Annotated in this window: 21 protein-coding genes and 1 tRNA gene; 4 read left to right on the top strand and 18 right to left on the bottom strand. The window is 34.2% G+C overall.

The window, feature by feature from the left end; translation table 11 throughout:
- Positions 1-11: 11 nt before the first annotated feature.
- From ric to VHP32_05900, 5 genes are all read right to left on the bottom strand, one after another.
- Complete coding sequence (ric, locus tag VHP32_05880) at positions 12-767, bottom strand: iron-sulfur cluster repair di-iron protein (GenBank protein HEX2787417.1); 756 nt, start codon at positions 765-767, stop codon at positions 12-14.
- An 88-nt stretch (positions 768-855) separates the two neighbouring features.
- A complete protein-coding gene (locus VHP32_05885; protein HEX2787418.1) occupies positions 856-1,548 on the bottom strand; it encodes a Crp/Fnr family transcriptional regulator in 693 nt (230 codons plus the stop codon).
- Positions 1,549-1,694: 146 nt separating this feature from the next.
- Entirely contained in the window at positions 1,695-2,591 is an 897-nt protein-coding gene (locus tag VHP32_05890; protein HEX2787419.1) for a hypothetical protein, read from the bottom strand.
- A gap of 329 nt (positions 2,592-2,920) precedes the next feature.
- A complete protein-coding gene (locus tag VHP32_05895; GenBank protein HEX2787420.1) occupies positions 2,921-3,694 on the bottom strand; it encodes a hypothetical protein in 774 nt (257 codons plus the stop codon).
- Entirely contained in the window at positions 3,684-4,046 is a 363-nt protein-coding gene (locus VHP32_05900; GenBank protein ID HEX2787421.1) for a helix-turn-helix transcriptional regulator, read from the bottom strand. The genes VHP32_05895 and VHP32_05900 overlap by 11 nt, the downstream gene beginning before the upstream one ends.
- Positions 4,047-4,180: 134 nt before the next feature.
- Between VHP32_05900 and VHP32_05905 the strand changes: the two genes are divergently transcribed.
- A tRNA-Asp gene (locus VHP32_05905) sits at positions 4,181-4,255 on the top strand.
- A gap of 224 nt (positions 4,256-4,479) precedes the next feature.
- Here VHP32_05905 and VHP32_05910 read toward each other — a convergent pair.
- The 8 genes from VHP32_05910 to VHP32_05945 form a co-directional block, all read right to left on the bottom strand.
- Entirely contained in the window at positions 4,480-6,075 is a 1,596-nt protein-coding gene (locus tag VHP32_05910; protein HEX2787422.1) for a T9SS type A sorting domain-containing protein, read from the bottom strand.
- Between the two features lie 12 nt (positions 6,076-6,087).
- On the bottom strand, positions 6,088-8,259 hold the full coding sequence (locus VHP32_05915) for a TonB-dependent receptor (GenBank protein ID HEX2787423.1): 2,172 nt from the start codon (positions 8,257-8,259) through the stop codon (positions 6,088-6,090).
- Between the two features lie 42 nt (positions 8,260-8,301).
- Positions 8,302-9,084: a heme ABC transporter ATP-binding protein gene (locus tag VHP32_05920; protein HEX2787424.1), complete on the bottom strand. Its 783-nt coding sequence runs from the start codon at positions 9,082-9,084 to the stop codon at positions 8,302-8,304.
- On the bottom strand, positions 9,077-10,147 hold the full coding sequence (locus VHP32_05925) for an iron ABC transporter permease (protein HEX2787425.1): 1,071 nt from the start codon (positions 10,145-10,147) through the stop codon (positions 9,077-9,079). Before VHP32_05925 ends, VHP32_05920 begins: the two co-directional genes overlap by 8 nt.
- Positions 10,134-11,021, bottom strand: coding sequence for an ABC transporter substrate-binding protein (locus tag VHP32_05930; GenBank protein HEX2787426.1), 888 nt, complete (start codon positions 11,019-11,021; stop codon positions 10,134-10,136). Before VHP32_05930 ends, VHP32_05925 begins: the two co-directional genes overlap by 14 nt.
- A gap of 61 nt (positions 11,022-11,082) precedes the next feature.
- Complete coding sequence (locus tag VHP32_05935) at positions 11,083-13,401, bottom strand: TonB-dependent receptor (GenBank protein ID HEX2787427.1); 2,319 nt, start codon at positions 13,399-13,401, stop codon at positions 11,083-11,085.
- Between the two features lie 131 nt (positions 13,402-13,532).
- Positions 13,533-13,865, bottom strand: a complete 333-nt coding sequence (locus tag VHP32_05940; GenBank protein ID HEX2787428.1) for a hypothetical protein — start codon at positions 13,863-13,865, stop codon at positions 13,533-13,535.
- Between the two features lie 440 nt (positions 13,866-14,305).
- The gene (locus VHP32_05945; GenBank protein HEX2787429.1) at positions 14,306-16,735 is read right to left on the bottom strand and encodes a TonB-dependent receptor; all 2,430 of its coding nucleotides are present in this window, start codon (positions 16,733-16,735) and stop codon (positions 14,306-14,308) included.
- A 152-nt stretch (positions 16,736-16,887) separates the two neighbouring features.
- Between VHP32_05945 and VHP32_05950 the strand changes: the two genes are divergently transcribed.
- The 3 genes from VHP32_05950 (at position 16,888) to VHP32_05960 (ending at position 20,296) form a co-directional block, all read left to right on the top strand.
- Positions 16,888-17,859, top strand: a complete 972-nt coding sequence (locus tag VHP32_05950; GenBank protein HEX2787430.1) for a phosphotransferase — start codon at positions 16,888-16,890, stop codon at positions 17,857-17,859.
- 75 nt (positions 17,860-17,934) lie between these two features.
- On the top strand, positions 17,935-18,825 hold the full coding sequence (locus VHP32_05955; protein HEX2787431.1) for a dienelactone hydrolase family protein: 891 nt from the start codon (positions 17,935-17,937) through the stop codon (positions 18,823-18,825).
- Positions 18,826-19,060: 235 nt separating this feature from the next.
- Positions 19,061-20,296, top strand: a complete 1,236-nt coding sequence (locus VHP32_05960) for an aminopeptidase (protein HEX2787432.1) — start codon at positions 19,061-19,063, stop codon at positions 20,294-20,296.
- Between the two features lie 5 nt (positions 20,297-20,301).
- On the opposite strand, the gene VHP32_05965 is transcribed toward VHP32_05960, so the two are convergent.
- The 5 genes from VHP32_05965 to VHP32_05985 all read right to left on the bottom strand — a co-directional run bounded on the left by VHP32_05965 (position 20,302) and on the right by VHP32_05985 (position 25,036).
- A complete protein-coding gene (locus tag VHP32_05965) occupies positions 20,302-21,243 on the bottom strand; it encodes a glycosyltransferase family 2 protein (GenBank protein HEX2787433.1) in 942 nt (313 codons plus the stop codon).
- Positions 21,244-21,266: 23 nt separating this feature from the next.
- Positions 21,267-22,055 (bottom strand): formyltransferase family protein, encoded by a 789-nt coding sequence (locus VHP32_05970; GenBank protein HEX2787434.1) that lies wholly within the window; start codon positions 22,053-22,055, stop codon positions 21,267-21,269.
- A gap of 88 nt (positions 22,056-22,143) precedes the next feature.
- On the bottom strand, positions 22,144-22,833 hold the full coding sequence (locus VHP32_05975) for a class I SAM-dependent methyltransferase (protein HEX2787435.1): 690 nt from the start codon (positions 22,831-22,833) through the stop codon (positions 22,144-22,146).
- Positions 22,834-22,837: 4 nt separating this feature from the next.
- Positions 22,838-23,974, bottom strand: a complete 1,137-nt coding sequence (locus VHP32_05980; GenBank protein HEX2787436.1) for an N-acetyl sugar amidotransferase — start codon at positions 23,972-23,974, stop codon at positions 22,838-22,840.
- Positions 23,975-25,036, bottom strand: a complete 1,062-nt coding sequence (locus VHP32_05985) for a glycosyltransferase (GenBank protein ID HEX2787437.1) — start codon at positions 25,034-25,036, stop codon at positions 23,975-23,977.
- Between the last annotated feature and the right edge of the window lie 3 nt (positions 25,037-25,039).

A 25,039-nucleotide genomic window follows, 5' to 3' on the forward strand; every position in this document is an offset into this window, starting at 1 on the left:
TAAATTCATCTTTATAAATTACACATGCAGGCGGAACCTTCTGAACTGCACGCAGAATTAAAAATTTTTTCTTCTAATTCTTTAGCTTTCGGAAATAGAATGTTATTTTCAAGATGTATATGTTTATGCAGGTCATTGTTTAATTCTTCAAGCTCATTATAGGTTATTCTGTGTGTGTTGCAAAAAGAATCTTCTATCAAAAAATCATTTGTTAGGTTTCTGATTGTTTCCAAAAAATTTCCCGCTTCTGCATGCTCTCTTTCCATAACTGAAATAGGATTATCAATAGACCCGAATGGCGGCGTATTGAGCGTAGAATTGTCCCTGCCGGCATTAACTAAAGTTTTTATGTAAGGGAAAAGGATATTCTCCTCTTTAAGCATATGTTCTTCAAGCTCATTTTGAAGCTTTTCATATTCCGAATTGATTTCAATAAGTTCCGGATATTTAACTGAATGTTTTTCAGAAAGAGTTTTAAGATGCCCTTTAATTCTTGGCAAGACTTTTCTCAGGTATGTATGATGGGCATTAACAATGTAATCAGCAAGGAAGTCCAATTCCCAGTCATTAAAGACATCGTTATTGAATGAATAATTTTTTAAGTCATTCAGTAATGAATCTAAATTAATGTTTTTATTAGCGCATGCCTCAGAAAGACTTTTTTTCCCGCCGCAGCAGAAATCAATGCCTAATTTTTCGAATAATTCGGTTGTTTTGTAATTAAATTTAATTACATCTGAAACTTTGGTTTGTGTGTTTATTTCCATTTTCTTTTTTTATTATAAAAATAGAATAAACGATCCCCCAAAATCAATGACTTAAATCAAATAATTAAAAACTTTAAAGATTTTTGGCTTATTCGGAAAGGTTTTTCAGCTTTGAAATATCTTTGATGAAGATATCTTTACCGGAAACTTCAATAATACCATCGTTTTGAAGTCTTTTTAAGGTGCGAGAAATGGTTTCCTGAACTGTTCCGAGATATGCAGCAAGGTCATAACGTGTTATATCGAGCTTGATTGTAGCAGTATTTTGATTTGATTTTTCAATTTCTGAAAGCAAAAATTCTGCAAGACGCTTGGAAACATCTTTTAAAGTAATATTTCCTAACATCATATTAAGATGAACATTCTTAAGCGACAGAACCGAAATCATTTTAAGACAAAGATTGATGTCGGATTTAATGAAATTAATATATTCTTTTGCGGGAATAAATAAAAGCTCCGTGTCATCTTCCAAAGAAGCAGAATTTGCAGGATAACTCAGATTGGAATCCGGTGAGTTAATGTTTTTAAACATAGGTACTTCGGCAAAAGTCCCGAAAGGTTCAAAAATATTTATTATCTGTTCTTTTCCTTCGGGAGATACTTTAAATACCTTTACGAGCCCGGATAAAACGGCATAAAAACCTTTGTAAGGTTCAGATTCAAAAAAAATTATATCGTTTTTATTAAATTTCTTTATTGAGCAAAACTTGTAAATAGATTTAAGTTCCTCATCATTAAGTTCCGAGAAGTGCGTTATTTTTCTTAATATATTTAAGTTCATCTTAAAGGTTATTATTTATAACAATATTTTATTAAAATAATTTAATAATTATTAAATTTCGGCATCAAATAATAGTTAGTATGAATACGTGAAGAAAAGCAGAACCAAGCTAATTTATGAAATCTAATATATAATTTAAAATAAAATTATTTCACTATTTTGACAAACTCATCAAAAAAAGCATAGTTTGTTTGATAATGGTTTGTAATAGAATCCCGTATTACAGTTACATTCACAAATAGCGGGTTAATAATCCAAGGATCGGTTTTGGGAGTGAAGTCTTCAGGGGCATTTTGATATAACCCGTAAGTTGCCATATAAAATTTTGGATTTGCATTAAATTTCCCCCACGCTTCTGTGAGATAGTTTTTTCTTGTTTCAAACCATGGACTCTTACTTAAAAAAGTTACCCATTCATCACGTGAAACAGGATTATGAATTGTGTAATTCAAATACTGGTAAACCTCCAAATCTGCAGGTTTTCCAAAATCAATGCTTAAGACATTTGGAATAGTATCGCGAAGGTGAAGCTTCCACTCGTTCTTTAAAGAAAATTCAGTTACAATTATTTTTTGGTCGTTACGAATTTTCGGCGAGACAAACGCAAACGCACTATCTATATCTTCCATCAAAGTATGGTGAATATGCAAATCAATTCCGTTAATCCATTGGGATTCTCTGGCAAAATTAATCAGCGCAATTGCGGATTCAGTCTGCCAGGAAGGCTTCCATAAATTGTCGAACGCACCAATATATAACGGAACTTTACGCGATTGGTTATCAACATACGATTTTACTTTTTTTGCGACCGCAATATAAAAATTTAAAAGAAGCGAATCCCTCTGGTCAATTTTTGATTCAATAAAAGGTTCATTTCCGCAGACAAGGACGTCGCAGTCACTATAAATAACATTCAGCACTGTATCCAGATAACTTAACTCAGAATTAATTTCTGAATCAAAAACAGGAAGATTTCTTTTTTCGAAATTAAATTTTATGTTAAGAATGACCTTAAATCCCGCATTATGAAGATTCCGAAGCATTTGTAAACCATCATCATTGCTTATAGTTTTCTTTCCCTCCTTGAATTTAAAATAATCTACAAACCCACGGATGAGCCGGGCATTGCAGCGAGATAAATCATCCCGGTTAATTTGACTAAATACACCATTATAATTGACCCCAAGTTCTTGTTGAGCATAACCTGTTGAACAAACACAAATCAATAGAAAAAGAAAAATTACTAATAATGTTATACTCCGCATAAAATTTTTGTTATTTAATTCATAATAATAATAAATAAAAAGGGGTTAGATTTTTGTAATCTAACCCTTTTTCATTTTAGAAAATATTGGAAACAAGGTAATAAAACTCAACCGGCAGGTTTTATCTCAAGCTTTTGAGTGCTTGCCCGCATAAATAATAAACCTGACGCTGTCCACAGACCGGCAAAAAAAGCAGTCAATATAAACACTTGCAAAACTCCGGGTGCAAAATCATTATTCCAGAAAATCAGTGCAATTACAGGAATTACAATTTGAATTATTGCTACTGTGAACAATAGACGCGACATTTTTCGCGGGTCTAACCCGGATATTATAGTTCCCAAACCTAAAAAAATGACAAGCACAAAAAATAAAAGGTTGGCAGGATTTGCATCTCCGATGAATCCCACAGCTAGATTTGACCAGGTAAGAAGGAAAGCTGTTCCTACCGCAATAGCAATGGCAAACTTATTAAGGAGACTGCCTTTTCTAGTTGAAAACTCAAATGCAAGTCCTAAGCCTAATATAAGTACACCCATTATTAAAAAATCACCGGGACTCCAATCCACCTCATTTGTAAACTGCATTGCCACAAATGGTATCATTAAAATTAATACTGTTATGACTATAACGATTAAAATTCTTTTATTGTTCATAAACATAAATTTTAAATTATTCTTAATAATTCCGCCCGATGTTTCAATAAACATCCAGAGGGCACAACTAAATAAATCTTTTCCATCTTTTGCCTGCGCGCGTAGAATGTCGCTAAAAGTTTGCTTCATTCCTTCTCCGAATCTTTCATAATATGACTTCGAATAAAGCTGAAGAAGTTTTGAATACCAATAGCGGTATTTCTGTATTATGTGTTCATGCATCATAAGCTAATGTATTCGGCAAGAGCCGTTTTTGTTCAGCAACTGTTACTACTTCACGGTAACGCTCTAATTCCGCACTAAGTGCTTCCTGACCGGCTCCGGTGATTTTATAATAAACACGCCGTTCATCATCCATTTCGGGGTCAATCTTTCTGTCGCTTTCTCTGATTAATCCCGCTTCTATCATACGGCCGATTGAACCGTAGAGCGTTCCCGGTCCCATCTTCACTTTTCCTTGCGAATCCATTTCTACTTGCTTCATTATTCCATATCCGTGACGCTCTTCCATGGAGAGTGCGAGCAGAATGTGAAGCACTGCAGGAGTTAAAGGATTTTTAGAAGTATTATTTGCCATGCTTATACAATATATCCGTAACGGATATATTTGTCAAGACAGTTTTAAACACTAAAGATTCTATTGCAATTTTTGATTAGTAAGTGAATTGTTAATGTTCTGATAAAACGTTATTTTGAACCTTATTTAAATCCGGAGCCGTAGTTCAGTTTGGTTAGAACGCTTGACTGTCACTCAAGAGGTCGCGGGTTCGAGTCCCGTCGGTTCCGCTCGAATAAGTTACTGAAAAATTAAAGGGTTAGAATGCAATTTCTAACCCTTTTTTGTTTAAACTTATTAATATGCAGCGGATTTTAATAAACTTTAATTCTAAATTTATTATGTTCATCTCTCAAACTATCACTTTTTATATTAGTATATACTTAATTGTTGAAATGCATGATATTGAAAATTAATAATAGTATTAGAGTATGACGATTGTCAGGGAACTACATTACTTAATTAAAACCATTCGTTTTGTCTCAACAAAATTTTCAACTTTAATTTTATAAAAATAAATACCGCTTCCTAACATTGAAGCATCAAATTCTTTTTCATAACTGTCAGCTTGCAAATCCCCATTTACTAATTCAGTAATTCTTTTTCCTGTTATATCAAAAACTTCAAGCTTCACAAAAGAATTTTTAGTTAAATCAAACCTTATGATAGTGGATGGATTAAAGGGATTAGGATAATTTTGGTATAATGAAAATTTATCGTGGATGTTATCAGAGATTGTTTTCACATCGATTGTAGTCAAATCAACCTTTGCCGTCCAAACCTGATATATGCCCGTTGAATTATCCATCCAAACGGGAAATAAAAATCCGTTTGAATAAATCATTCCGATATTATCACCCTGATTTCCAGCGCCAGTGCCGCCTACTGCTTTCGGTTTGAATTTATGGTCACTGATTTTTGTGTCAGTCCAAGTGTCGCCGCCATTATTTGAATGAGAAATAAAAACTTCTACGGAATCAGGAGAATTTCTATTATCATAATATACAACGTTGAGTCCTCCATTTTCATCGACTGTTATAAAAGGAAAAAATTGCGAACGACCGTTATTAAGTGGGTCCTGGTTTACTCTTATGCCGGGTGACCACGTGTTTCCGCCGTCAGATGAACGGTGAAAAATAATATCAGGGTCTGCTCCTGCTGGAGGTGAATTTCTCTCCGCAGTAACAATGTAAATCCATCCGTTTCTGTTTCCGCCTGTTTTGTCCACATCCATAATCGGATACCCATTAACACGAATATCCCATGGTGCCAATGTTGAAGTTTTAATTCCATTGCAATCATAAGCCGATTCGTTCACATTCCAGTTATTACCTCCGTTAGTTGATTTTCCAAAACCAATAAAATCTTCATTAAAGGGAGAATTGGTTATTACCGCTGCCCAGGTTGTATAAAGAATTCCGCCTGGTCCTGAAACGACATAAGGAGCAAGCGACTGATGTCCTGCAGGCGTATTATTAACCTGAATATAAGGAACCCAGCTCATTCCCGAATTTGTGGTATATGAAATTACAACCGGTAAAGGTGAAGTAAATTTTGTCCATGCAAGATATGTTCTTCCATAAAAAGGACTGTTTGGAACGTCATCCGTTCCCGGATTCCCTTTATCCTGGTCATTAGTTGCAATAATGCTGTTGGACGACCAATTAATTCCGAGATTAATAGAATAATTTCCATACATACCTGCAATGATTCCGCCTTGATGCGTTAAAATAAAAACTCCGTTCTTATCAATAATAGGACCCGGGTCTCCGCCATGCCCGCTTGTTATTGGAGCTCCCTGACAAGTGTCTGTTCCGAACCATGTTGTTCCGCCATCAGTTGAAGTATATGTTCCTTCACTTCGCAGTGCGCCGCTTAAGGTGTATGCACTTGTAAAAAATATCGAAGAGTTCAATGGATGTTTTACAATTGATGGCTCTATCTGAACGTTACCTGATGGATGAATCCTGTAATTCACATACTGTGAAAGCGAGACTTCTGAATAAAAAAATAAAATTAAAATTATAATATGTTTTGCAAATGTTTTCATAGTCTGATATATTTATAAACGGAAACTTGCATTTAAATTCAGATAAAAATTTCTCGGGTCTCCGGGTTCATAATAACGTCTTTGATTCAGAGGGAACTCAGGGTTTGCATTTATATTTATAAATCCAACGTATTTCTTGTTAAAAATATTATTTACTCCTCCTGAAAGAATGAGTCCTAAATTTCCGATATTATAATTTATTCCTGCAAGAAAATTGGCATAAAAATAACTGTTTGTGCTTTCACTGTTCTGGTCATCGACAAACATTTTACTTACATAATCACAATCAAAAATGAATAAACCTTCCACGTGCTCTGTAATTTCAAACTCATGTTCTGCAATGAAATTTATTAAATGCTGAGGAACCGAAGGAACACGGTTACCGGAATAATTTACGTCAACAGGAGTCCCTATTGAGTCGTAAGTTCTGGCAATATATTCATCATAAACAAAATTTGTGAAAGTATAGTTTAAAATTACATCAAACTTTCTTAAAGGTTCGAATTTTAATCCTAACTCAATACCTGTTCTGTTTGTTTTTGCGGCATTGCGAAAATATGTCTTATCGCTTAAGACAAAGGGAATAATTTCATCATCAATTTGTGTATTAAAAAAAGTAACTTCATAAAAAGCTTTTCTCAAAACTTTTCTGCTTTTATCAACAAATTCTCCCTTAATGCCAAGTTCAAAATTTCTTGACGACTGAGGATTAAGGTCGGGATTTAAAGTTGTGAAGCCGTTATTCGAGCTGCCGGGATAATTTTCAAGCTCTGATGATGAAGGTGTATCAAACCCAAAACCGTATGATGTATAAACAGCGTTGTTAGGATTCAGCTTATAGTTAAATGCAAATTTCGGAGTAAATTTTTGAAAGCTTCTCTGAGAATTTCTTTGTCTGAACAAATCATCATCATTTTGAAAATCTACTTTATCAAATCTTCCGGAAGTTAAAAAATATAATTTCCCTTGTATAAGATTAATTTGGTCCTGAAAATAAAATCCGAGATTATACTGTGACTCCTGATTTTCAGAGCGAAGTTCATCTCCCGGCTGTCCGTTTACATTATTAAACGCAGTTAAAGGACCTGACACAAAAAAATAATCTACTCCCGCAGAAAATTCATTATCGCGCCCGAAGACAGGCATTTTATTTACATATCTGCCGGTTGAGCCAAAAATATTTTTCTTTCTTACACTATATAATGTATTAGTCGTGAAATCAAGATTTCTCATCGCTCCATAGACTGTTAACTCCATATCGTTAAATCTTTCAAAAGATTTATTATATCTGACTGCAATTCTTCCCTTTTGAGTTATGCGTTTGAAATCGCTTGAGACCGCCTGAAAATAAGCCTGTTGAGGATCTTCATCATATTCTTCTTTTGTAAGTGAGCCGGGAAGTTTTTGGAGTCCATCGGTGTAATTTCCAAAAACAGTAAGTGATGAAGTTGCATTCGGGAATGTCTGAAGAATTGTATTTAATAAATGTCTATACTCACTACTGTGCTGTCTATACCCTTGATAATTTCTATAGGTATATGATAAATAATAATTATAATTTTTATCTTTTAAGCCGAGCTTAAGTCCGTTTTGAAATAGACCAAATTGTCCTATTTCACTTGTAGAGCGGACAAAACTATTTGTAAAATTTATATCGGAAAGAAAATTTATGACACCACCTGGAGCATTGGTATATAAAGAGGAAAGGTTGCCTTTAACTACTTCGATTCCGCCGAGAGAAGTATAATCAATTCCGTCTATAGAAGTTTCACCATCAGGATCAGATTCGGGAATGCCGTCAAGCAAAACCCTTATGCCTCTGATTCCGGAATTTGACCGTGTTCCGAAACCCCTAATAGAAATACGAACATCATTTCCGTATCGCGTCTGAAGAAATAATCCCGGAACATCAGCAAGCAAATCCTTTGCCGTAACATTTCTCCCGTATCTAATTTCTTCTTTGCCAACACGAAATACTGAATACGGTATGTCGATAATTCTTTTAAATGTTCGTGTTCCTGTAATTACTATTTCTTGTAATTCACCTTTTAAGGTGTCTTCGGATTGCTGTTCATTTTTTTCTCTTTCTTCTTCATTCTCATCTTCATAATTCTGAGAATATGCAATAGAAGAATACAAACATAGTACAAAAAATAAGAACAGAGTAAAAATAAGTTTATACATTCAGGTTAGGTATATATTTTTAAAACTATTTGATAATATTATTTATTCATTAATAATCACTAACGGTTTATTATTCACCGGGTTTTCAATAATTTTAACTTTCACATTAAATACATCTTCAATCATTTCTTTGTTTAGCTCATCTTTAATGTCATAATTGTATCTCAATTCACCGGCTTTCATAAATAAAATCCTGTCAGCGTAATTGAGAGCAAGATTAATGTCATGCAGAACTGCAATCACAATCATATTGTGATGTATGTACGATTTTGCTATACGCAAAATTTCATGTTGAAAATGTAAATCCAAATTTGAGACAGGTTCATCAAGTAATAAAATTCTGCTTGGAAAATTTGAGTCTTCCCATATCTGAGACAAAACTCTTGCAAATTGAACTTTCTGAGACTCGCCTCCCGAAAGAGTATTGTAATTTCTTTCCTTAAAATTCTGAATCTGCAATAACTTTATTGCCGCGGAAATTATTTCCCAATCTTTTACTGCCGGTGATGTTTTAAAATAAGGGTATCTTCCCATCATAATTATTTCCTCAACAGTCAACGGAAACGAAACATCATAATGTTGGGAAAGAACCGCTCTTATTTTGGCAAGTTCCAATTCGCTGAAATCTTTTATGTCTTTATCGTTAAGAAAAACATTTCCTTCTGAGGGACTCAAACTTCTAGCAAGCAAACGCAGCAAGGTTGATTTACCGGCTCCGTTCTGTCCCATTATAACAACAAACTCTCTCGGATTAAAATCTGATGTTACATCTTTTACGAGATAAAAATCATTTATACGATATGATAATTTATCAGTTTTAAGCATAGACGCCGCCTTTTCTGTTTTGCTTTTTCATTCTGCTTAACAAAAACAAAAATAACGGAGCACCTACGAAAGCTGTAATTATGCCTATTGGAATTTCAGCAGGGGCAGCAAGTGTGCGTGATAAGATATCAGCTCCAAGCATTATATCCCCACCGAGAAAAATCGTTCCAATCATTAAATAACGATTATCCGAACCTTTTATTAGTCTAAGTATATGCGGAACAATCAATCCCACAAAAGCTATAACACCAACCATCGAAGTTGCAACTGAAACCATTAGTGTATTAACAATGATCAACTTTAGTTTTAATCTTTCAACATTAATTCCGAGATATGATGCTTCTTCATCGCCTAATTGCAGCGCATTTAAATCTTTTGCGTAACGCAGATTATAGATAAAACATAGTATGGCAACAATTCCGACAATCATTACGGATTTCCAATCCGATGCTGCAAACGTTCCGAGATTCCAAAACGTAATCGACCTCGCCTGAGGGTCGCGAGCCATATAAGAAAGAAATCCCGTTCCTCCTGCAGCCATTGCGTTAACAGCCATTCCTGCAAGAATCATTGAAGTAACATTAACCTTTCCCATAACGTTCGAGAATTTATAAACAATGAAAGTTGCAGTTAATCCGAAAACGAATGCAGTGAAAGGCAGAAGAAAACTTCCGAGAAAATCTACTCTTGCAAAGAAAACCATTTGCCCGAATACAAAAATAAATGCCGCTCCGAGAGAAGCGCCAGCAGAAGTTCCGACAATTCCCGGCTCAACAATTGGATTTCTGAAAATTGACTGCATTATTGAACCTGACATGGAAAGAACTGCACCGACAATCAGACACATAAAAATTCTGGGAAGGCGAATATATAAAAATAAATTTTCGTAAACTGTATTATCGCTTTTACCGTAATTGCCCGTGATAACTGACGAAGCATATTGAAATATCTGGTCAAAAGTGAGTTTTACTGCACCTACTTTCGCAGATAAAATCATCAGGAAAATCATCAGGACAATAAAGAATGTATATATTGTTATGTTGCTGAACTTACTTAGTTTCATTATTTACAGGTTGGTGAATAAGCTCCATCATTTTCAAAACATTCTCGCCGGTTCGCGGACCAAAATAGACCAAATCGTGTTCTTCTATTCTATATATGCGTCCGTTCTTTGCAGCAGGCGTTAATTCAATGCCGGGAAGTTTTTTAAAATTTTCCAAACCGCCTGCTCTGTCAAAACCAAAATCCGTTGCAAGTATTACATCCGGCTGGCTTCTTACTACAGATTCAGGACTTAATAATCTGAATGAAACAGTATCGGCTGCATTTATTCCTCCTGCAAGGTTAATCATTTCGTTTGCGTTTCCTCTGTTTCCCATAACGAAATAATTATTATTTGCCTGTCCGAAGTGGATTATCATTACCCTTGGTTTTTCCTTAAGCTGATTTCTTTTTTCTTCAGCTTTTTTCAAATCTGCATCGAGCTTTGCATTTAATTCCTTTGCTTTATCTTCTTTTCCGTATTCTCTTCCCAATTCCAACAACAAATTTTTTGCATCATCTATTTTTGGAGTAGGTGAATATTCTTTTAAAGGAATCCCGATTTGCTTAAGCTGTTCTTTTATTGCATCAGGACCAATGCCGCCATTGTCAAAAACTACGGTCGGATTCAATGAAACAATGCCGTCTATCCCAAGCGCTCTGTGATAGCCAACGGTCGGCAATTTTTTAGCATCTTCGGGATAGGTAGATGAAATATCCACCCCGACAACTTTATCTGCAGCATCAAGCGCAAAAAGCATTTCGGTAAGCTGTTTTGAGACACAAACAATTCTCACTGAATCTTTTTTATCATCTGCAGTTTCTTTGTTGGAAAATCTTCCACATGAATAAATCGAAATAACTAAAACAAATATTACAATAAAATACTTTTTCATTTTCTTTAATTAAAAACTTTGTGCCGGAAGAAACCTCCCGACACAAAGTAGGAGGCAAGAATTAATTTATTGTATATTGGAACGATAAGCCGCCATAAAATGTGGCTTTATTCGGTCCGCTTATATAGAATCTCTTATCGTTTACATTCAGAAATAATTGCTGGTAATATGTTTCACCAAAAATGTTATCCGCTCCTGCATAAACGTCTATATAAATGTTTTGTGCAATAGATCTTCTCAAACCGAGCTTTGCATTAAACAAGCTGAATGCTTTCGCGTTATTAACATTATCAAATGTAAGAGGAGTTTTATCTCTGAACATAAAAGTAAGATTTGTATATATACCCGGTTGTGTTTCAACGTCAAGCCCGGCATTGAATACATTTGGTGCAACGCCCGGAACTTTTAATCCATTGTAATTCTTTGTTGCTGAATCGTTATTATTATTGCTTTTGAAATCCACGTTTGTGAAATCACTATATGTATATGTAGCGAACGGTCTGACAAGAGTGATGAACTGAAGCGTCGTTGGCACATAGGCATATGAAAGAGCTACTTCAAATCCTCTGTAACGGACTTCACCTGCATTTGTTGTAATTGAATATGCAGGAACACCGTTTGCAGCAGCAAAGTTTTGTGTCACAAGTTTATTTGTGACATTCATCTGGAATGCAGCAAGCTGATAATTCAAATTTCTATTAAGCAAACTTCCTTTTGAACCGAACTCGATACTTAATGCTTTCTCAGGTTCTAAGTTATAATTAACTTTCCCAAGTTGTGTAATTAAAACCTGGCTTGTAGAAGGGGGTGAGTAACCAGTACTTAAGCTTCCATAAAATGAAACCATATCATTAATTGTCTGATTTATTGCAACTCTCGGAGTAATTATCGGGTCAAATCTTTTGTATCCCGACATATTTACGTGAGTTGATGATTGTGCAATCATATCATTCACTGTGTATTCAATAAAGTTAATGCTTGAGCCAACGGTAAATAAAGTTGTTGGTGTAATATTTACATCTGCTTGTCCGAATACATTATATGTCATCGGCTTAATTTCCTGGTCACCCCTTAAAGCACCAAGCACATTATTAGTTAAAGCATACGACTGGGCAAAATTTACGTTCTTAAAAAACTCACCGCCGAATACGAAATTGGAACGCATTTTTCCAAGCATTGGGGTAAAACTGAACGTAGTTCTTGCACCGTATTTTGAGCGGTTTGCTCTTGTTAAACCGGCTGCTGAAGGCTGGTCATTGAAAAAGAAACCCGTAAAGAAGCTGGTTTTATTAACGAAAAGTGGTGAGAAAATGTGTTCATAAGAAACGGTTAGGCGTGAACTTTCATTTCTTATGTGAGCGTCATTCTTTATATAGTTAGAATCTGCAAGGGATGCATTATTATAAAAACTTGCACTGTCCAACTCACCGGCTAATTCATTAAATGTATATGAATAATTTCCAAAAAACGAAAGAGTATTTCTATTATCGATATAAACATTACCGTTCATTAATGCAAAATCTTCATTTGAAGCACTGTGAGTTCTGAAACCTGAATAATTCTGATGTCCATAGTTTCCGAAAATATTATATTTATCTGTTCCGGTTCCTATTCCCGTGTTTGTTCTCCACAATCCGTATGAACCTGCAAGACCTCTTTGGATTATATTTGTTCCGAGCGGAGCTTTATCCGAACGCATATTAAGAACGCCTGCTATACCCGTTCCATAAATACTTGATGAAGGTCCTTTGTAAACTTCAACGTTTGTTAAATTTGTAAAATCAACGTCATCGAGAACTGTTGAACCATCAGCATCGGTTAAAGGAACATCATTATAATAAGCTTTATAACCTATGCCGTTGAAATTTGTTTGGTTACCATAGCCGCGGATTATCATTCTCGAACCTGCTCCGATAGTTCTGAATTGCATATCAACACCGGGAATAAGATTAACTGCATTTTGTATATTAATACCGTTTGTTCTGTTAAGGTCCTGTTTTGAAAGCAATCCTATGCTTCCCGGAGTTTCAATATTTTTTCTATTATTTAAATATCCCTCAACCTGAATTTCCGAAGTAGAAAGATTTGTTGATTCAAGCAATACTAATAATTCTTTCGTTTTATCAGCAACTGATATTTCTCTTCCCTGATAACCTATTGCGCTTACCAGAATTTTTGAGAAATTTGATGAGTAGTTTATCCTAAACATACCATCATCGTTTGTTGTCCCGGTTTCAGTTCCCCCGACAATTTTAATTATGGCTGAAGGTATCGGCTGATTGTTCTGCAAATCTCTGACAACGCCCGTAAGAACGCTCTGAGCATTTAAATTTACTGTTATAAAAAATGACAGCATCAAAAATGAAATTAATTTTTTCATATTCTGTTAAATTTTCTAAATTTTTTAATTCATAAAAACAAATGCCTGTGCATAATACTTTTCTGTTGTAAACAATAAACAGATACAGGTATGATATTACGAATAATTTTTAATTACTTATAAAGTAAGATTTAACAGACTTCAGGTGGAGAGCGGTTGGAAAAAATGTGGAATAATTCTACCGGTTCAATTATTACATCTTGAATACTTAAGAATGTTACAAAATTTTTTTGATTAATTATTACTATTATGTCTTCAAAAAATAAATCTTCTTCAGAGCTATCAAGAATTTGAATTACATTTGTAATTTCATTTTTATCGAGAGAAATTTCTGTAGAAAAATCTTCAAGAACAGCAAAAAATAAAACTATTCCTAATAATAAAATAAGGTTAGCAATAGAAGAATTATCCTTAATAAAAGGAGAATGTTTAATATTACAATATATGTATTTAAAAAATCTCATTTGATAATGAAATATTATACGCAAATTTAATCTATAATTCACCGCATATTTAAAGCAGAATTTTTTTTTCAAGTATCTATAACGCTGGATAAGTTTTATTTTAATCGCTAAATAAAAAAGTATAGTTATAAAAAAAATCGGAGTTTAATCCATCAACATATTTTTTGAAGATTTTTAAAAATCTTTTAAAAAACTTGTCAGCGATTTTTGAAAAAAGTGGTTGATTTTAGGTAAAAAATGGAAAGCAAAAACTTTGATTCTGCTTTATTTTCAATATTTTGATGTTATAAATGTGACTGTCACTCAAGAGGTCGCGGGTTCGAGTCCCGTCGGTTCCGCTCGAATAAGTTACTGAAAAATTAAAGGGTTAGAATGCAATTTCTAACCCTTTTTTGTTACACCATTTATAATCTTCATAACAGTTTTCAGTCAGGTAAAGTTTAATTAGTTGGTGGAGGCGCTTGCTGGTTGCTTCCCTCGTTTTTTCTTTGGGGTTTTTGCTCCTGTTCCATTTTTCCGAATCTATATGAAATGGAAAAATTAATTGTTCTTTGATTGTTTTTAGTTTCATTCACGGACGTATATCCCGACGCATAGGTTTCTGCATAAAAACTGCTTTGTTTTAAAATATCTCTTACCATCAAGTTAAAAGTCAAAGTATTATCGAGAAAACTTTTGCTAACACCTGCACTTAAATTATGAAAGCCCTTTGTCTTTCCCTGAACCGTAACGTTATCACCCTGATAGTTATAAAAAATCTGCAAAGAAAAATTTTCAGGCAATGTAACAAATGAATTTAAATTTGCCTGCCACAAGCTTCCTTCTCTTTCTGCTCCTGAAGGCAAGGAATTTTCATCAAACTTGGATATGTAATAGCTAAGAGTCCCGTTTAAATTTAACCAGTTCAATGGTCTGCCGCCGATAATCAAATCCATCCCGTAATTATCCGAAGTTCCTATGTTTCTATATGTTGAAAAGGTTGTGTTGCTGTCGATAAGCTCACTGTAAAAAGAAATCACATCGGTTTTTCTCCTGAAGAATGCGGTCGGAGTAACGGAGAACGTTCCGAAAAATTTCATGAAAGCAAGTTCGAAGCTGTTTGTGTATTCAGGGTCAAGGTCCGGGTTTCCTGAATACAACGCCTGTGGTGTATTCTGACTCAGGAACGGATTAAGAAACCAGCTGAATGGTCTGTTTATTCTTCTGCTGTAGCTCGCTTTAATTTCTTCGGTCATTCCGAATTTATAACTTATGGTTGCGCTCGGAAATAAGTCTGTATATTTATTATTAAATTTTTGTCCGGTATTAATTACATCACCATTTATATCTGCATGTTCCATTCTTAACCCCGCTTTAATTCCTATCCCCGCCAGAGATGTATTGAACACAGTATATAATGCCTGAATGTTTTTATCATATTTAAATCTATTGGAAATCAAAGTATTTCTATCATACTGTCCGGTAGCATGATTTAATGAATCATTTGTGAAGTCATTGTCTTCATTCTCAATCGAACCTTTATATCCTGCTTCAAATTTATTTGTTTTGTCAATTGGCAAAATGTAATCGGCAGATGCATAAAAGTTATTATAGTTAAAGTTTCTGTTTTCCTTGTAAACATAAGGATTTGGTGATGTAGGATTTCCATTCCCATCCATAGAGCTTCTTGTTATGAAATTATTTTGGTCATTGCCCGGCTTATTGTATGATGTTTGAATGCTTAGTTCATGGTCGCCGTCTTCATTAAATTTTTTATTAAAAAATATCCCTGCGTTGTAACTTTTCCATTTGCCGTCCATATTGTTCCTCTGGTCAATTTGCGAAACGGAAACATTTTGCGAAGTAGTATTATTTATATTCGAATTATATTTATAAGTCCAGTTTGAGATGACAAAATCACCAAAAAATTCAACGAAGGTCTTTTTATCGAATGTATAGTTCATTGAGGGAGCGCCATAATACCATCTCGAACGGTTAGAGCTGTTATAATCATTAGTCACATATTTTAATGATTGGTTGTTCAGATTATCACGTCTGCTGAAACCTGTTCCATCGCTATACCACTGTCCTGTATATAAATTCAGTTCAGCTGAAAATTTATTTTTCTTTAATCCAAGGGTTGTACCTGCATTATATATATCTTTATAACCTCCGCTAAGATTCAAGTAACCGTTTGTTCCGAATACATCCATATCTTTTAAGACTATATTGATAATTCCCGCAACTCCTTCTGCCTGATATTTTGCAGAAGGATTTGTTATTACCTCAATTTTTTCAACAAGTTCAGCAGGCATCTGATTCAGATTGCTGAACGAACGTGATTCTTTTCCATCAATTAAAATTTTCACACCCGTGTTTCCTCTTATACTCACGTTATCCTGTTCATCTACACTCACCATGGGAGTTTTTTTAAGAACATCAAGAACGGTTTCACCTTTTGCAACCGTATTGCTTCCGACATTATAAACAAGCTTATCATCTTCAAACTGAACGTTCGGTTTGTCTGTCTCAACAAGGATTTCATCGGTTTTTATGCTGTCGCTTAACAGTTTTATCTGACCTAAATTTAAAACATCACTGTTTGCGACTTCAACATCATTTCTTGTGATTGTTTTATATCCTATAAAAGAAATTTCAAGATTATATTTTCCGAAATCAATGTCTGTAATTGAAAAGCTGCCGTCGGTTTTTGTAACATCACCGTTTATAGTTGTTCCTGCTGCATCCATAAGCTTAACCGAGACTCCTTCAAGCGGTTTTGCAGAAATTTCTTCGATGACTGTTCCCGTTATAGAACCCTTGCTCTGTGAAAAAGCATAGTTACAAATAAATAAAGTAAGGGAAATACAAATTATAAAAAATCTTTTCATTTTGCTTAGATTTGGTTTCAGATAGGGGAAATATTTTATTTTTTACGCAGGTCAGAGAAAAATGTTTAATAATTTTATTTGCCGGATCAAATAAGAATATTTCATTTATATACTTCTATTTAATGCCTAATTTTAGTTAAACATTAAAAATATTGGATAAAAAAGTAAAAAGTTTATTTTCAGATGCTATTTTAGATGATTTTTTAAAAAGATACGGTCTTAAATCCGCCGAACCTGTTAAATTTGCATTTGAAAATCTTGTTTATTTTTGTTCTAAAAACGGTAAAGATTATGTACTGAGAATAACTCATTCGGATAGACGTCCGCGTAATCTGGTTCAGGCAGAAGTAAACTGGATAAATTACTTATATGAAAACGATGTGCCTGCTGCAGTTCCAAATAAATCAGCAAACAATGAATGGGTTGAAACTTTTAATGTTGAGGGAGGATATTTTTCTGCGGTTCTTTTCAATCGCGCAAAAGGTAATGCCCCGACAGAAGAAAATCATCCTTATAAACAAGTAGGCGAAGCTACAGCCAAAATGCATAAGCTTGCATTGAACTATAAAGAGCCGCCGGGATATCAACGACCGGATTGGGAACCGGAACACAGATACGTTGATAAATATATTCGTAAGGAAGACATTGTTATTGCAAAGAAGTGGAATGAAATAATGGATTATGTTGCAAAGCTTCCGAAAGATTCAAAGAGCTTTGGGCTTATTCATTCCGATGTTCACGGTGGAAATTTTGCTGTTGATGAAAACAATAACATTACGTTATTTGATTTCGATGATATAAATTACTGCTGGTTTATTTTTGACATAGCAATGTCAATGTATTATTCGGTTTATCATATTCTTTCTCCTGAAGAACGAAATAAAAAAATCCCGAAGTATTTCAATGATTACATGGAAGGTTACTCAAAACATTTTTCGCTTGACAAAAAATGGTTTAGTGAGATTCCGCATTTTTTAAGATTGCGTGACATACTGCTTCACATTTTGATTTACCGAACAATGGGGGATGATTACATTCTGGGCAGAGGGGCTGAGCGCATAAAAAACCGCAAAGAAAGAATAGAAAATGATGAACCCTTTGTAGATTTCAATTTTAGAGTGTGATTTAAAGGAATTATTTTAGTTTTACAATCGTTTATATTTGTAACTTACCAAACAGAAACGAACGCTATGAAATCAATGAAATCAATATTCCGGATTTTTTTTGTGTTTTCAGTTTTATTCTTGACTGCAGATTTATTTGCTCAAACAACCACGAAAGCTCCTTGTTGTGAAACAGCTGAAAACGAGGATTGCAAGTTTGAAGCTGTTGATAAATTTGCTTCATTCGGGAATGATGCAGGATTCAGAAACATACATCCTAATCCGCTGCCATCAGACTATAAAGATTTTAAAGGTGAAACTATTACTTACTCTCTAGATGACGGCACAACTGCAAGCGGATATTTAGTTAAGTCGGCAGTTCCTTCAAATAAGTGGATTTTTGTTTTTCAGGAATGGTGGGGACTTAATGATTACATAAAAAAAGAATCCGATGAAATAAATAATGATTTAGGCGCTGTTAATGTTCTCGCTCTTGATTTATATGACGGTAAAGTTGCAACAACAAGGGAAGAAGCATCTAAGTATGTTCAGTCTGTTGATAAGAACAGGATTTATAAAATGATTTCAGGAGCATCTACTTACGCCGGTTCAGATGCTCAGATTGCAACTTTAGGATGGTGTTTTGGAGGAACGTGGTCTCTTCAGGCAGCAATTGAGCTCGGAAGCAAATGTGATGCGTGTGTGTTTTATTACGGACAGCCCGAAGGAAGTATCGAGCGTTTAAGTAAACTTGAGTGCCCCGTTCTTATGGTTTGGGCATCGCAGGATAAATCAATAACGGATTCAACTGTTACGGCATTTCAAAAAAATATGGAAACTGCCGGAAAGTCTTTAGTTGTGCTGACTTATGATGCTTCTCATGGTTTTGCAAATCCAAGTAATCCTAATCATAATCAAGAAGCAACCATAAATTCCAAACTTAAAGTTTTATCATTTCTAAAAACCAATTTGATGGATAATAACTAACGGTTTTAAGTTTTATTACCGTTATTATTATCTTTTTTAACATTTCCTTTTCGGAATACCATCATCATAATCAGAAAAAGAATTATTCCACCGGTTATTAAAATAATTGGCAGAAATGATTTCATAGAATTATATTTTTATTATCAAAAGTATAGAAATATCTCAAATTACTTACTATCATAATTAATAAAAATAAGCGAAATTTAGCTTTCCTTATATACTAAAAGCCAATTAAATGTCACCCGATTTATTAAAAAAGTATTCGGAAGTAATTGTAAAAAGCGCTCTCGATATTTATGAAGGGCAGTGCCTGCTCATAATTGCAGGAGTTCTTAACCATGATTTTGCAGTGATGGTTGCCGATACTGCTTATGAAAATGGAGCAAAATATGTTGATGTATGGTTCAGCTCTGATAAAATAAAAAAATCGCGCATTGCCAGAAACAAGAAAGAATCATTTTTGGAATTCATTCCAAATTACAGCGTCACCAGAAGCAATGAGCTTCTTGCAAATGATTGGGCGTTTCTGAAAATTGACAATGTTGATGAAATAGATGTGATGAAAGGGATTGACACACATAAAATGGAAATCATAACGAAGAATGAACAAAAAGCTTATATGAGACAGGCGCAGGCAATAACTTCTTTTCATATGCAATGGTCTATAGCTGCTCCTCCGGGAGTAAACTGGGCAAAACGTGTAACAGGAATTGATGATGAAAATAAAGCAAAAGAAAAATTATCTGAAAATCTTATTAAGATACTTCGTCTCGATGCGCATGACCCTGTGAAGGAATGGAAAGAACACGCAGAGCAGCTGAATATAAGAGCAATCAAGCTTGCGAGCATGAATTTGGATAAATTGGTTTTCAGTGCAGATGGAACAAATCTTGAAATCGGGCTTAATTCGGGATGCATCTGGAAGGGCGGTTTGGTAAATGCCCTTAATGGCAGAACGTTCATTCCGAACTTGCCGACTGAAGAAGTTTTTACTACTCCTGATTTCAGAAGAACAAACGGTAGAGCAAAAGTTACCCGTCCCGTGAAGGTTCTTGAGACGCAAATCAATGGAATTTGGTTTGAGTTTAAAGAGGGGAAGCTTGTTGATTACGGATGTGACAACAACAAGGAAATTCTTGATACTTATTTTAATATTGATGAAGGCGCAAGGTATCTTGGCGAAGTTGCACTTGTTGACAGCCGTTCGAAAATTTTTGAAAGCGGATTAATATTTAACAGCATTCTTTATGATGAAAACGCTGCGTGTCATATTGCGCTCGGCAGGGGATTTAGCGCCTGTATTGAAAATGGAAATGATTTAACATCGCCTGAAGAAATGAAAAAACATGGTTGTAATTTTTCGCTAGTGCATACAGATTTTATGATTGGAACAAAAGATATAAACGTTGCGGGTTATGATAAAGCAGGGAACAAACACCGCATACTTGAAGATGGAAGATTTGTAATCTGATGAATTTAAAATAATTTTCCTAAGCCGAATAAGAATCCTAATCCGTAACTGAAGTGTATAATCGGAAAAGCCAGGAATGAAAAGAGTTTTATTTTAAATGAATTTGAGTTTATAAACGAAAAGTAAAAATTTCCAACCAGATAAATCGTAAGCGGTATAAGATAAAACGGAAAGATAATTGCCAGAGGTAAAAACAAAATATATAGGGAAAACAACGGCGGAATTAAATGCCTCATTCTTATCCCGGTTTTAAGCTTTGCAAATACAAGAGGTTTATATAAACCGTAATTATAATATTGTTTGAATAAACCAGCAAAGCTGTTTCTCACAAAATACTCACATTGCATTTCGGGAACCATAAGAATTCTGAATCCGAATTTATTCAGACGATAATGGAATTCATCATCATGATTTTTAATTAAATCTTCATCAAGCAGACCGGCCTTCTCAAACACTTCACGTTTATAAACAGCAAAAGCAACACTGTCAACATATCTTTTATCTTTGTAAACGCGGAATTCCGTGTTGCCAACACCAAACTTAGATGATAAGCAATATGCAATTGCTTTTCCTTTGGAAGTGGTTCCTGACTGCACCAAAGGTCCTCCTACCGCATCACATTCATCAGCATCGAGATATTTTATTGCATTAACAAAAAAATCGGGAGGATATTTTGCATGAGCACCCATTAAAGTTACATATTTGCCAACTGACTGTTTAAAAGCTTTATTGAAACCAAAGTTCACATATTGTTTTTCGTTTTCAACTAATTTAATAAACGGATACTTAGCGGAATATTTTTTTATGACTTCCTGTGTGCCGTCAGTTGAACCTCCGTCCGCAAAAAGTATTTCACAATCCTTAATATTATTTTTAAGAAGGGAATTTATTAACTCGTCTATGTAATTGATTTCGTTATAGGTAGGTATGATTATGCTTATAATCAAGCGAGTAGCTTAAAAATTAAATATCAATTATTTTTATAATTTTTACGATATAATTTCAGGAAATTACTTAACCCAATCCAAGTATAATAATTGCGTTTCCTGGCAGGGTCATTTTTCTTTACTTCATTAGTTTGTTCATATTTTTTAAGGTCTTCTCTCATAATATGAAGATTTTCAATTATGCTTTTATGCGAAATATATCCCCACATCCTGTAACTTTCATCATTTTTTAGTTTATATACTGCCTGAGAAACCAATTCTCCTCCGTCTATTTCGTCATTAACTTTCAACAAAGTATATCCGACTTTATCAAAATCCTTATTCATTAACGCCCATAAGTTGCTGTGGAGTCCTTTATATTCCGGTGTTACGCCCTCATGCAAAACAAGAGTGCCGTATTTTGGTATGTTATACAGATTGGGTTTAAAAATCGTGTTTGAGCATACATTGAAAATCAAATCGGGCTTAAGCTCACGGATTTTATCAAGCCATTCTTTATTGTGAATCTTTTCTATTCTGTATTCAGGACAATCAAGTTTATGTTTTTGGAAAAAATATTCAGGATATTCCTTAAGTTTGTTGCCTTCTTTCTTTCTAAGAAATAACCTGTCGAATGCATGAAACAAAACTTCATCCGAAGCCTTTAGCAAGCCGTATTTTTTTCGGCGTTTGTTAAATTTTTTAACCTTATGCTTAAAAGTGTATCTGTCATTTTCAACCCAGAATACTGCTATGACTTTGTGATCTAAATTCAGAAACTTGATAATTGCCCTGTTAAACGAATTATCTCTTCCAAAAAAAATAATATTCAATAATTTACGGTAAGTTTTAAAAAGTTAGAGATTAGATAAGATATTAATAAAGGAAACGTATATCAATGAAATGTGTAATAATTAAAAATTATTTAACAGCAGAACCATATAAAATATATTTCATATCTGACGGAATAATTTTACAAACTAAATTATCTACAGGTGAAAAAACATTTTTCATCGATTCTGACCTTAAAAAAACGTTTAAAAATCCGCTTGACTTTAAATCATAACTGTTAAAAATTTTTAACAGTTCCTGCATTTCCTCAAAAGAAATATAACGCCAGTATTCTGACCACGAAATAAACATTTTTCGCAAAACTTTATGCACAGAAGATGCTGTTGCATTTTCAGCAAATAACAATATTCCGTCTTTTTTGAGCACTCTTTTGATTTCTTTCATAGCTTCTTTTTGGTCGCTAAAATTGTCATCTCTACCAACTGCACCAAGTACAGACTTAAATGCTACAATATCAAAATAATTGTCTTCAAAAGGAAGCCGCTTTGCATCTGCACTTAAATAATGAATATTCTTGAGATTATATTTTGAATGAAGCTCGCTTGCTGTGGGTTTTGGATTAACTAAGTCAGAACAGTAAACTTCTATGTCGAGCTTGGTTGATAAATAAAGAGTTAAACCGCCGCTTCTTGCCCCTATTTCGAGCCCTCGTAAGTCGGATTTAGTTTTATACTTATCCAACACACAGTCCCAATACTTAAGACAAACCTTCCAGGCAGCAATATCCCATTCGATGATATCACGGACTTTGTTATCCACGATTTTAGTTATATAAGATTTTCTTTTTTCTTAGAAAGTTTAGTACATTCTTATATTTTTGATGGATGCCGTTTGAATTAGGATAATCCCTGAAGCTTTTAACGGGAGCTGACATAATTTCATCAAACTCCTTTTCTGAAATTCCGAATTTGTTTATCACATATTCTTTTTCGAACTTCAGTTTTTCTTCAGGATACGCAGGTTTGCTCATTTCTTCCAGAGCTTCCTCTTTTGATAATAAGCCGGCAAAAATCAATGTTGATAAATGAATTTTTCGTTTATCAATATTGAATTTATTAGGCAATATATATGACTGATAAAACCTTGTATAAATTGATTCGTAATGCTTACCTCCGTAATATTGCCATCCAAGTTCATCTTCCAGAATTTTCTGTGCTTTTACTTTGTCATAATTTATATAGTTCAAAATTGAAACCATCTTTATTCCTTTAACGAAAGTATAATATAAATATTTTGGCAGTGTAATATACGGAAAGGATTTGAATTTAACCTTGCCAAATTTTTTATGCACACCTTTTATATATTTCCAATCAATATGACCGTAAGCCCAGCTTGGCGGCATTATGCCCTCGGTACGGAAGTTATTACCGCTGACAATATATTTTATTTTATTCTCATTTGCAATCTTGTAAAGCACCGCTAAAATGGCATGGTCGGTGGGTATTTCGCCATCCGGTGTCGATGCCTTTAAGAAAGAAAGCTGTATGTCCTTAAACTCTTCCCAGTCTATTACATACGTATATAAATCGATTCCGAGCTTATTCAGAATTTTTTTAATGTTGCTGACTGCAAGCTCCGAGTCCCAGCCGTTATCAAAATGGACAGCCATAGGTCTGAGACCTAATTTCTTGACAAGATAAGCAGTATAGGAGCTGTCAACTCCTCCGCTTATACCAATAATGCAATCATACTGGTTATTTTTTCCTGCGTCTTTTATATTTTTTATTATTTCGGCTAAACGTTCGTCTTTTTCATCGTCGGGTATCGTTCTTAATTTTGATTTTTCAAAATATTCGTAATAATAATTGCATATTCCGTTTTCATCAAATGAAATATCAGGGTCGCCTGAGTTATCCATCACGCTCAAAGAACACATTTTATAATTTTGGTTATTCTTCATTTACCTTAGGACAGTCTTGTATAAGTTTGTAATTTTTTCAGCGATAGTCTGCATTGAGACTTCATTAATTTTTTTTCTTGAATCACTTCGTTCGTTTTTTAATAAGATATTTATTGATTCCTTAGCAAGCAACTCCGGTTTATAATCAGTAACGATTGCTGAGTTCACAACTCCTTCGAGTCTTTCTTTTGTGTCACCGCAATTTACCGAAACAATCGGAAGATTGCACGCCATTGCTTCTTTCACAGAGTTATTTGAACCTTCATGAAAAGATGTAAGAAGCATTAAATCAGCGGCGTTGTAATAATATACGAGTTTGTTATGCGGAATGTCTTTTAAAATCATTAGCTCGGATTCGGGAATTTTATTTTTAATTAACTTAAAGGTTTCTTCAGCAAGCGGCTGATTTTTCACGTAAGCTCCCGAGCCGTTAAAAAATATTATTATTTTCTTATTCTTATCCAGTCCCAAAAACTCACGGGCCTCGTTTTTATCAATTACGTAAAATTGTGAAAGCTCGACTCCGTTCGGGATTACAGTCACCTTTTTCTGCGTATTTTTCCATAATTTTGTCTTCATATGCTCGCTTTTAGTAATGATTTCTTTAGCAAACACAGCGGATATTAAAGACATAATTCTTGAAATATTTCCGCTTAGATTATATTTGCCCGAAGAATTTACCGAACCGAGTAAATCACTCCCGCTAAAAGAAATTACCACAGGTTTGTTTGAATACATTACCGCAATGAGGGAGCTCGATGCTCCCCAGAACACGTGAACCAAATCAGGATTTTCGTCTTTAATTAATTTTTTAATTTTGCGACCGGCATTTAAAAGATCTTTAATGGATTTTCTATTCGTCCAAAAACCGTATTTAATATCAACACCATTTTTTGCAAGCGATTCCATTTGCTGGAATGCATTTATAATATCTTTCTTAAGATAAGTATGCTCCTGCAAATCATTTAAACAAATTGCCTTTATATAGTTTTCATCAGAACTTAAAGAGTTTTCAGCAACAGGATCTCCGACATGAAGCATAAGAACTTTAATCTCTTTCATTCA

The sequence above is a fragment of the Ignavibacteria bacterium genome (assembly GCA_036262055.1).
Taxonomy (GTDB): Bacteria; Bacteroidota; Ignavibacteria; order Tepidaquicellales; family Tepidaquicellaceae; genus DATAJP01.

Coding starts and splice junctions, on each gene's coding strand:
- VHP32_05930 (HEX2787426.1), bottom strand. CDS start 11,021: ATGAAAAAGTATTTTATTGTAATATTTGTTTTAGTTATTTCGATTTAT.
- VHP32_05945 (HEX2787429.1), bottom strand. CDS start 16,735: ATGAAAAGATTTTTTATAATTTGTATTTCCCTTACTTTATTTATTTGT.
- VHP32_05980 (HEX2787436.1), bottom strand. CDS start 23,974: ATGAAGAATAACCAAAATTATAAAATGTGTTCTTTGAGCGTGATGGAT.
- VHP32_05935 (HEX2787427.1), bottom strand. CDS start 13,401: ATGAAAAAATTAATTTCATTTTTGATGCTGTCATTTTTTATAACAGTA.
- VHP32_05925 (HEX2787425.1), bottom strand. CDS start 10,147: ATGAAACTAAGTAAGTTCAGCAACATAACAATATATACATTCTTTATT.
- VHP32_05915 (HEX2787423.1), bottom strand. CDS start 8,259: ATGTATAAACTTATTTTTACTCTGTTCTTATTTTTTGTACTATGTTTG.
- ric (HEX2787417.1), bottom strand. CDS start 767: ATGGAAATAAACACACAAACCAAAGTTTCAGATGTAATTAAATTTAAT.
- VHP32_05895 (HEX2787420.1), bottom strand. CDS start 3,694: ATGATGCATGAACACATAATACAGAAATACCGCTATTGGTATTCAAAA.
- VHP32_05960 (HEX2787432.1), top strand. CDS start 19,061: ATGTCACCCGATTTATTAAAAAAGTATTCGGAAGTAATTGTAAAAAGC.
- VHP32_05890 (HEX2787419.1), bottom strand. CDS start 2,591: ATGCTTCGGAATCTTCATAATGCGGGATTTAAGGTCATTCTTAACATA.
- VHP32_05900 (HEX2787421.1), bottom strand. CDS start 4,046: ATGGCAAATAATACTTCTAAAAATCCTTTAACTCCTGCAGTGCTTCAC.
- VHP32_05985 (HEX2787437.1), bottom strand. CDS start 25,036: ATGAAAGAGATTAAAGTTCTTATGCTTCATGTCGGAGATCCTGTTGCT.
- VHP32_05885 (HEX2787418.1), bottom strand. CDS start 1,548: ATGAACTTAAATATATTAAGAAAAATAACGCACTTCTCGGAACTTAAT.
- VHP32_05955 (HEX2787431.1), top strand. CDS start 17,935: ATGAAATCAATATTCCGGATTTTTTTTGTGTTTTCAGTTTTATTCTTG.
- VHP32_05920 (HEX2787424.1), bottom strand. CDS start 9,084: ATGCTTAAAACTGATAAATTATCATATCGTATAAATGATTTTTATCTC.
- VHP32_05940 (HEX2787428.1), bottom strand. CDS start 13,865: ATGAGATTTTTTAAATACATATATTGTAATATTAAACATTCTCCTTTT.
- VHP32_05910 (HEX2787422.1), bottom strand. CDS start 6,075: ATGAAAACATTTGCAAAACATATTATAATTTTAATTTTATTTTTTTAT.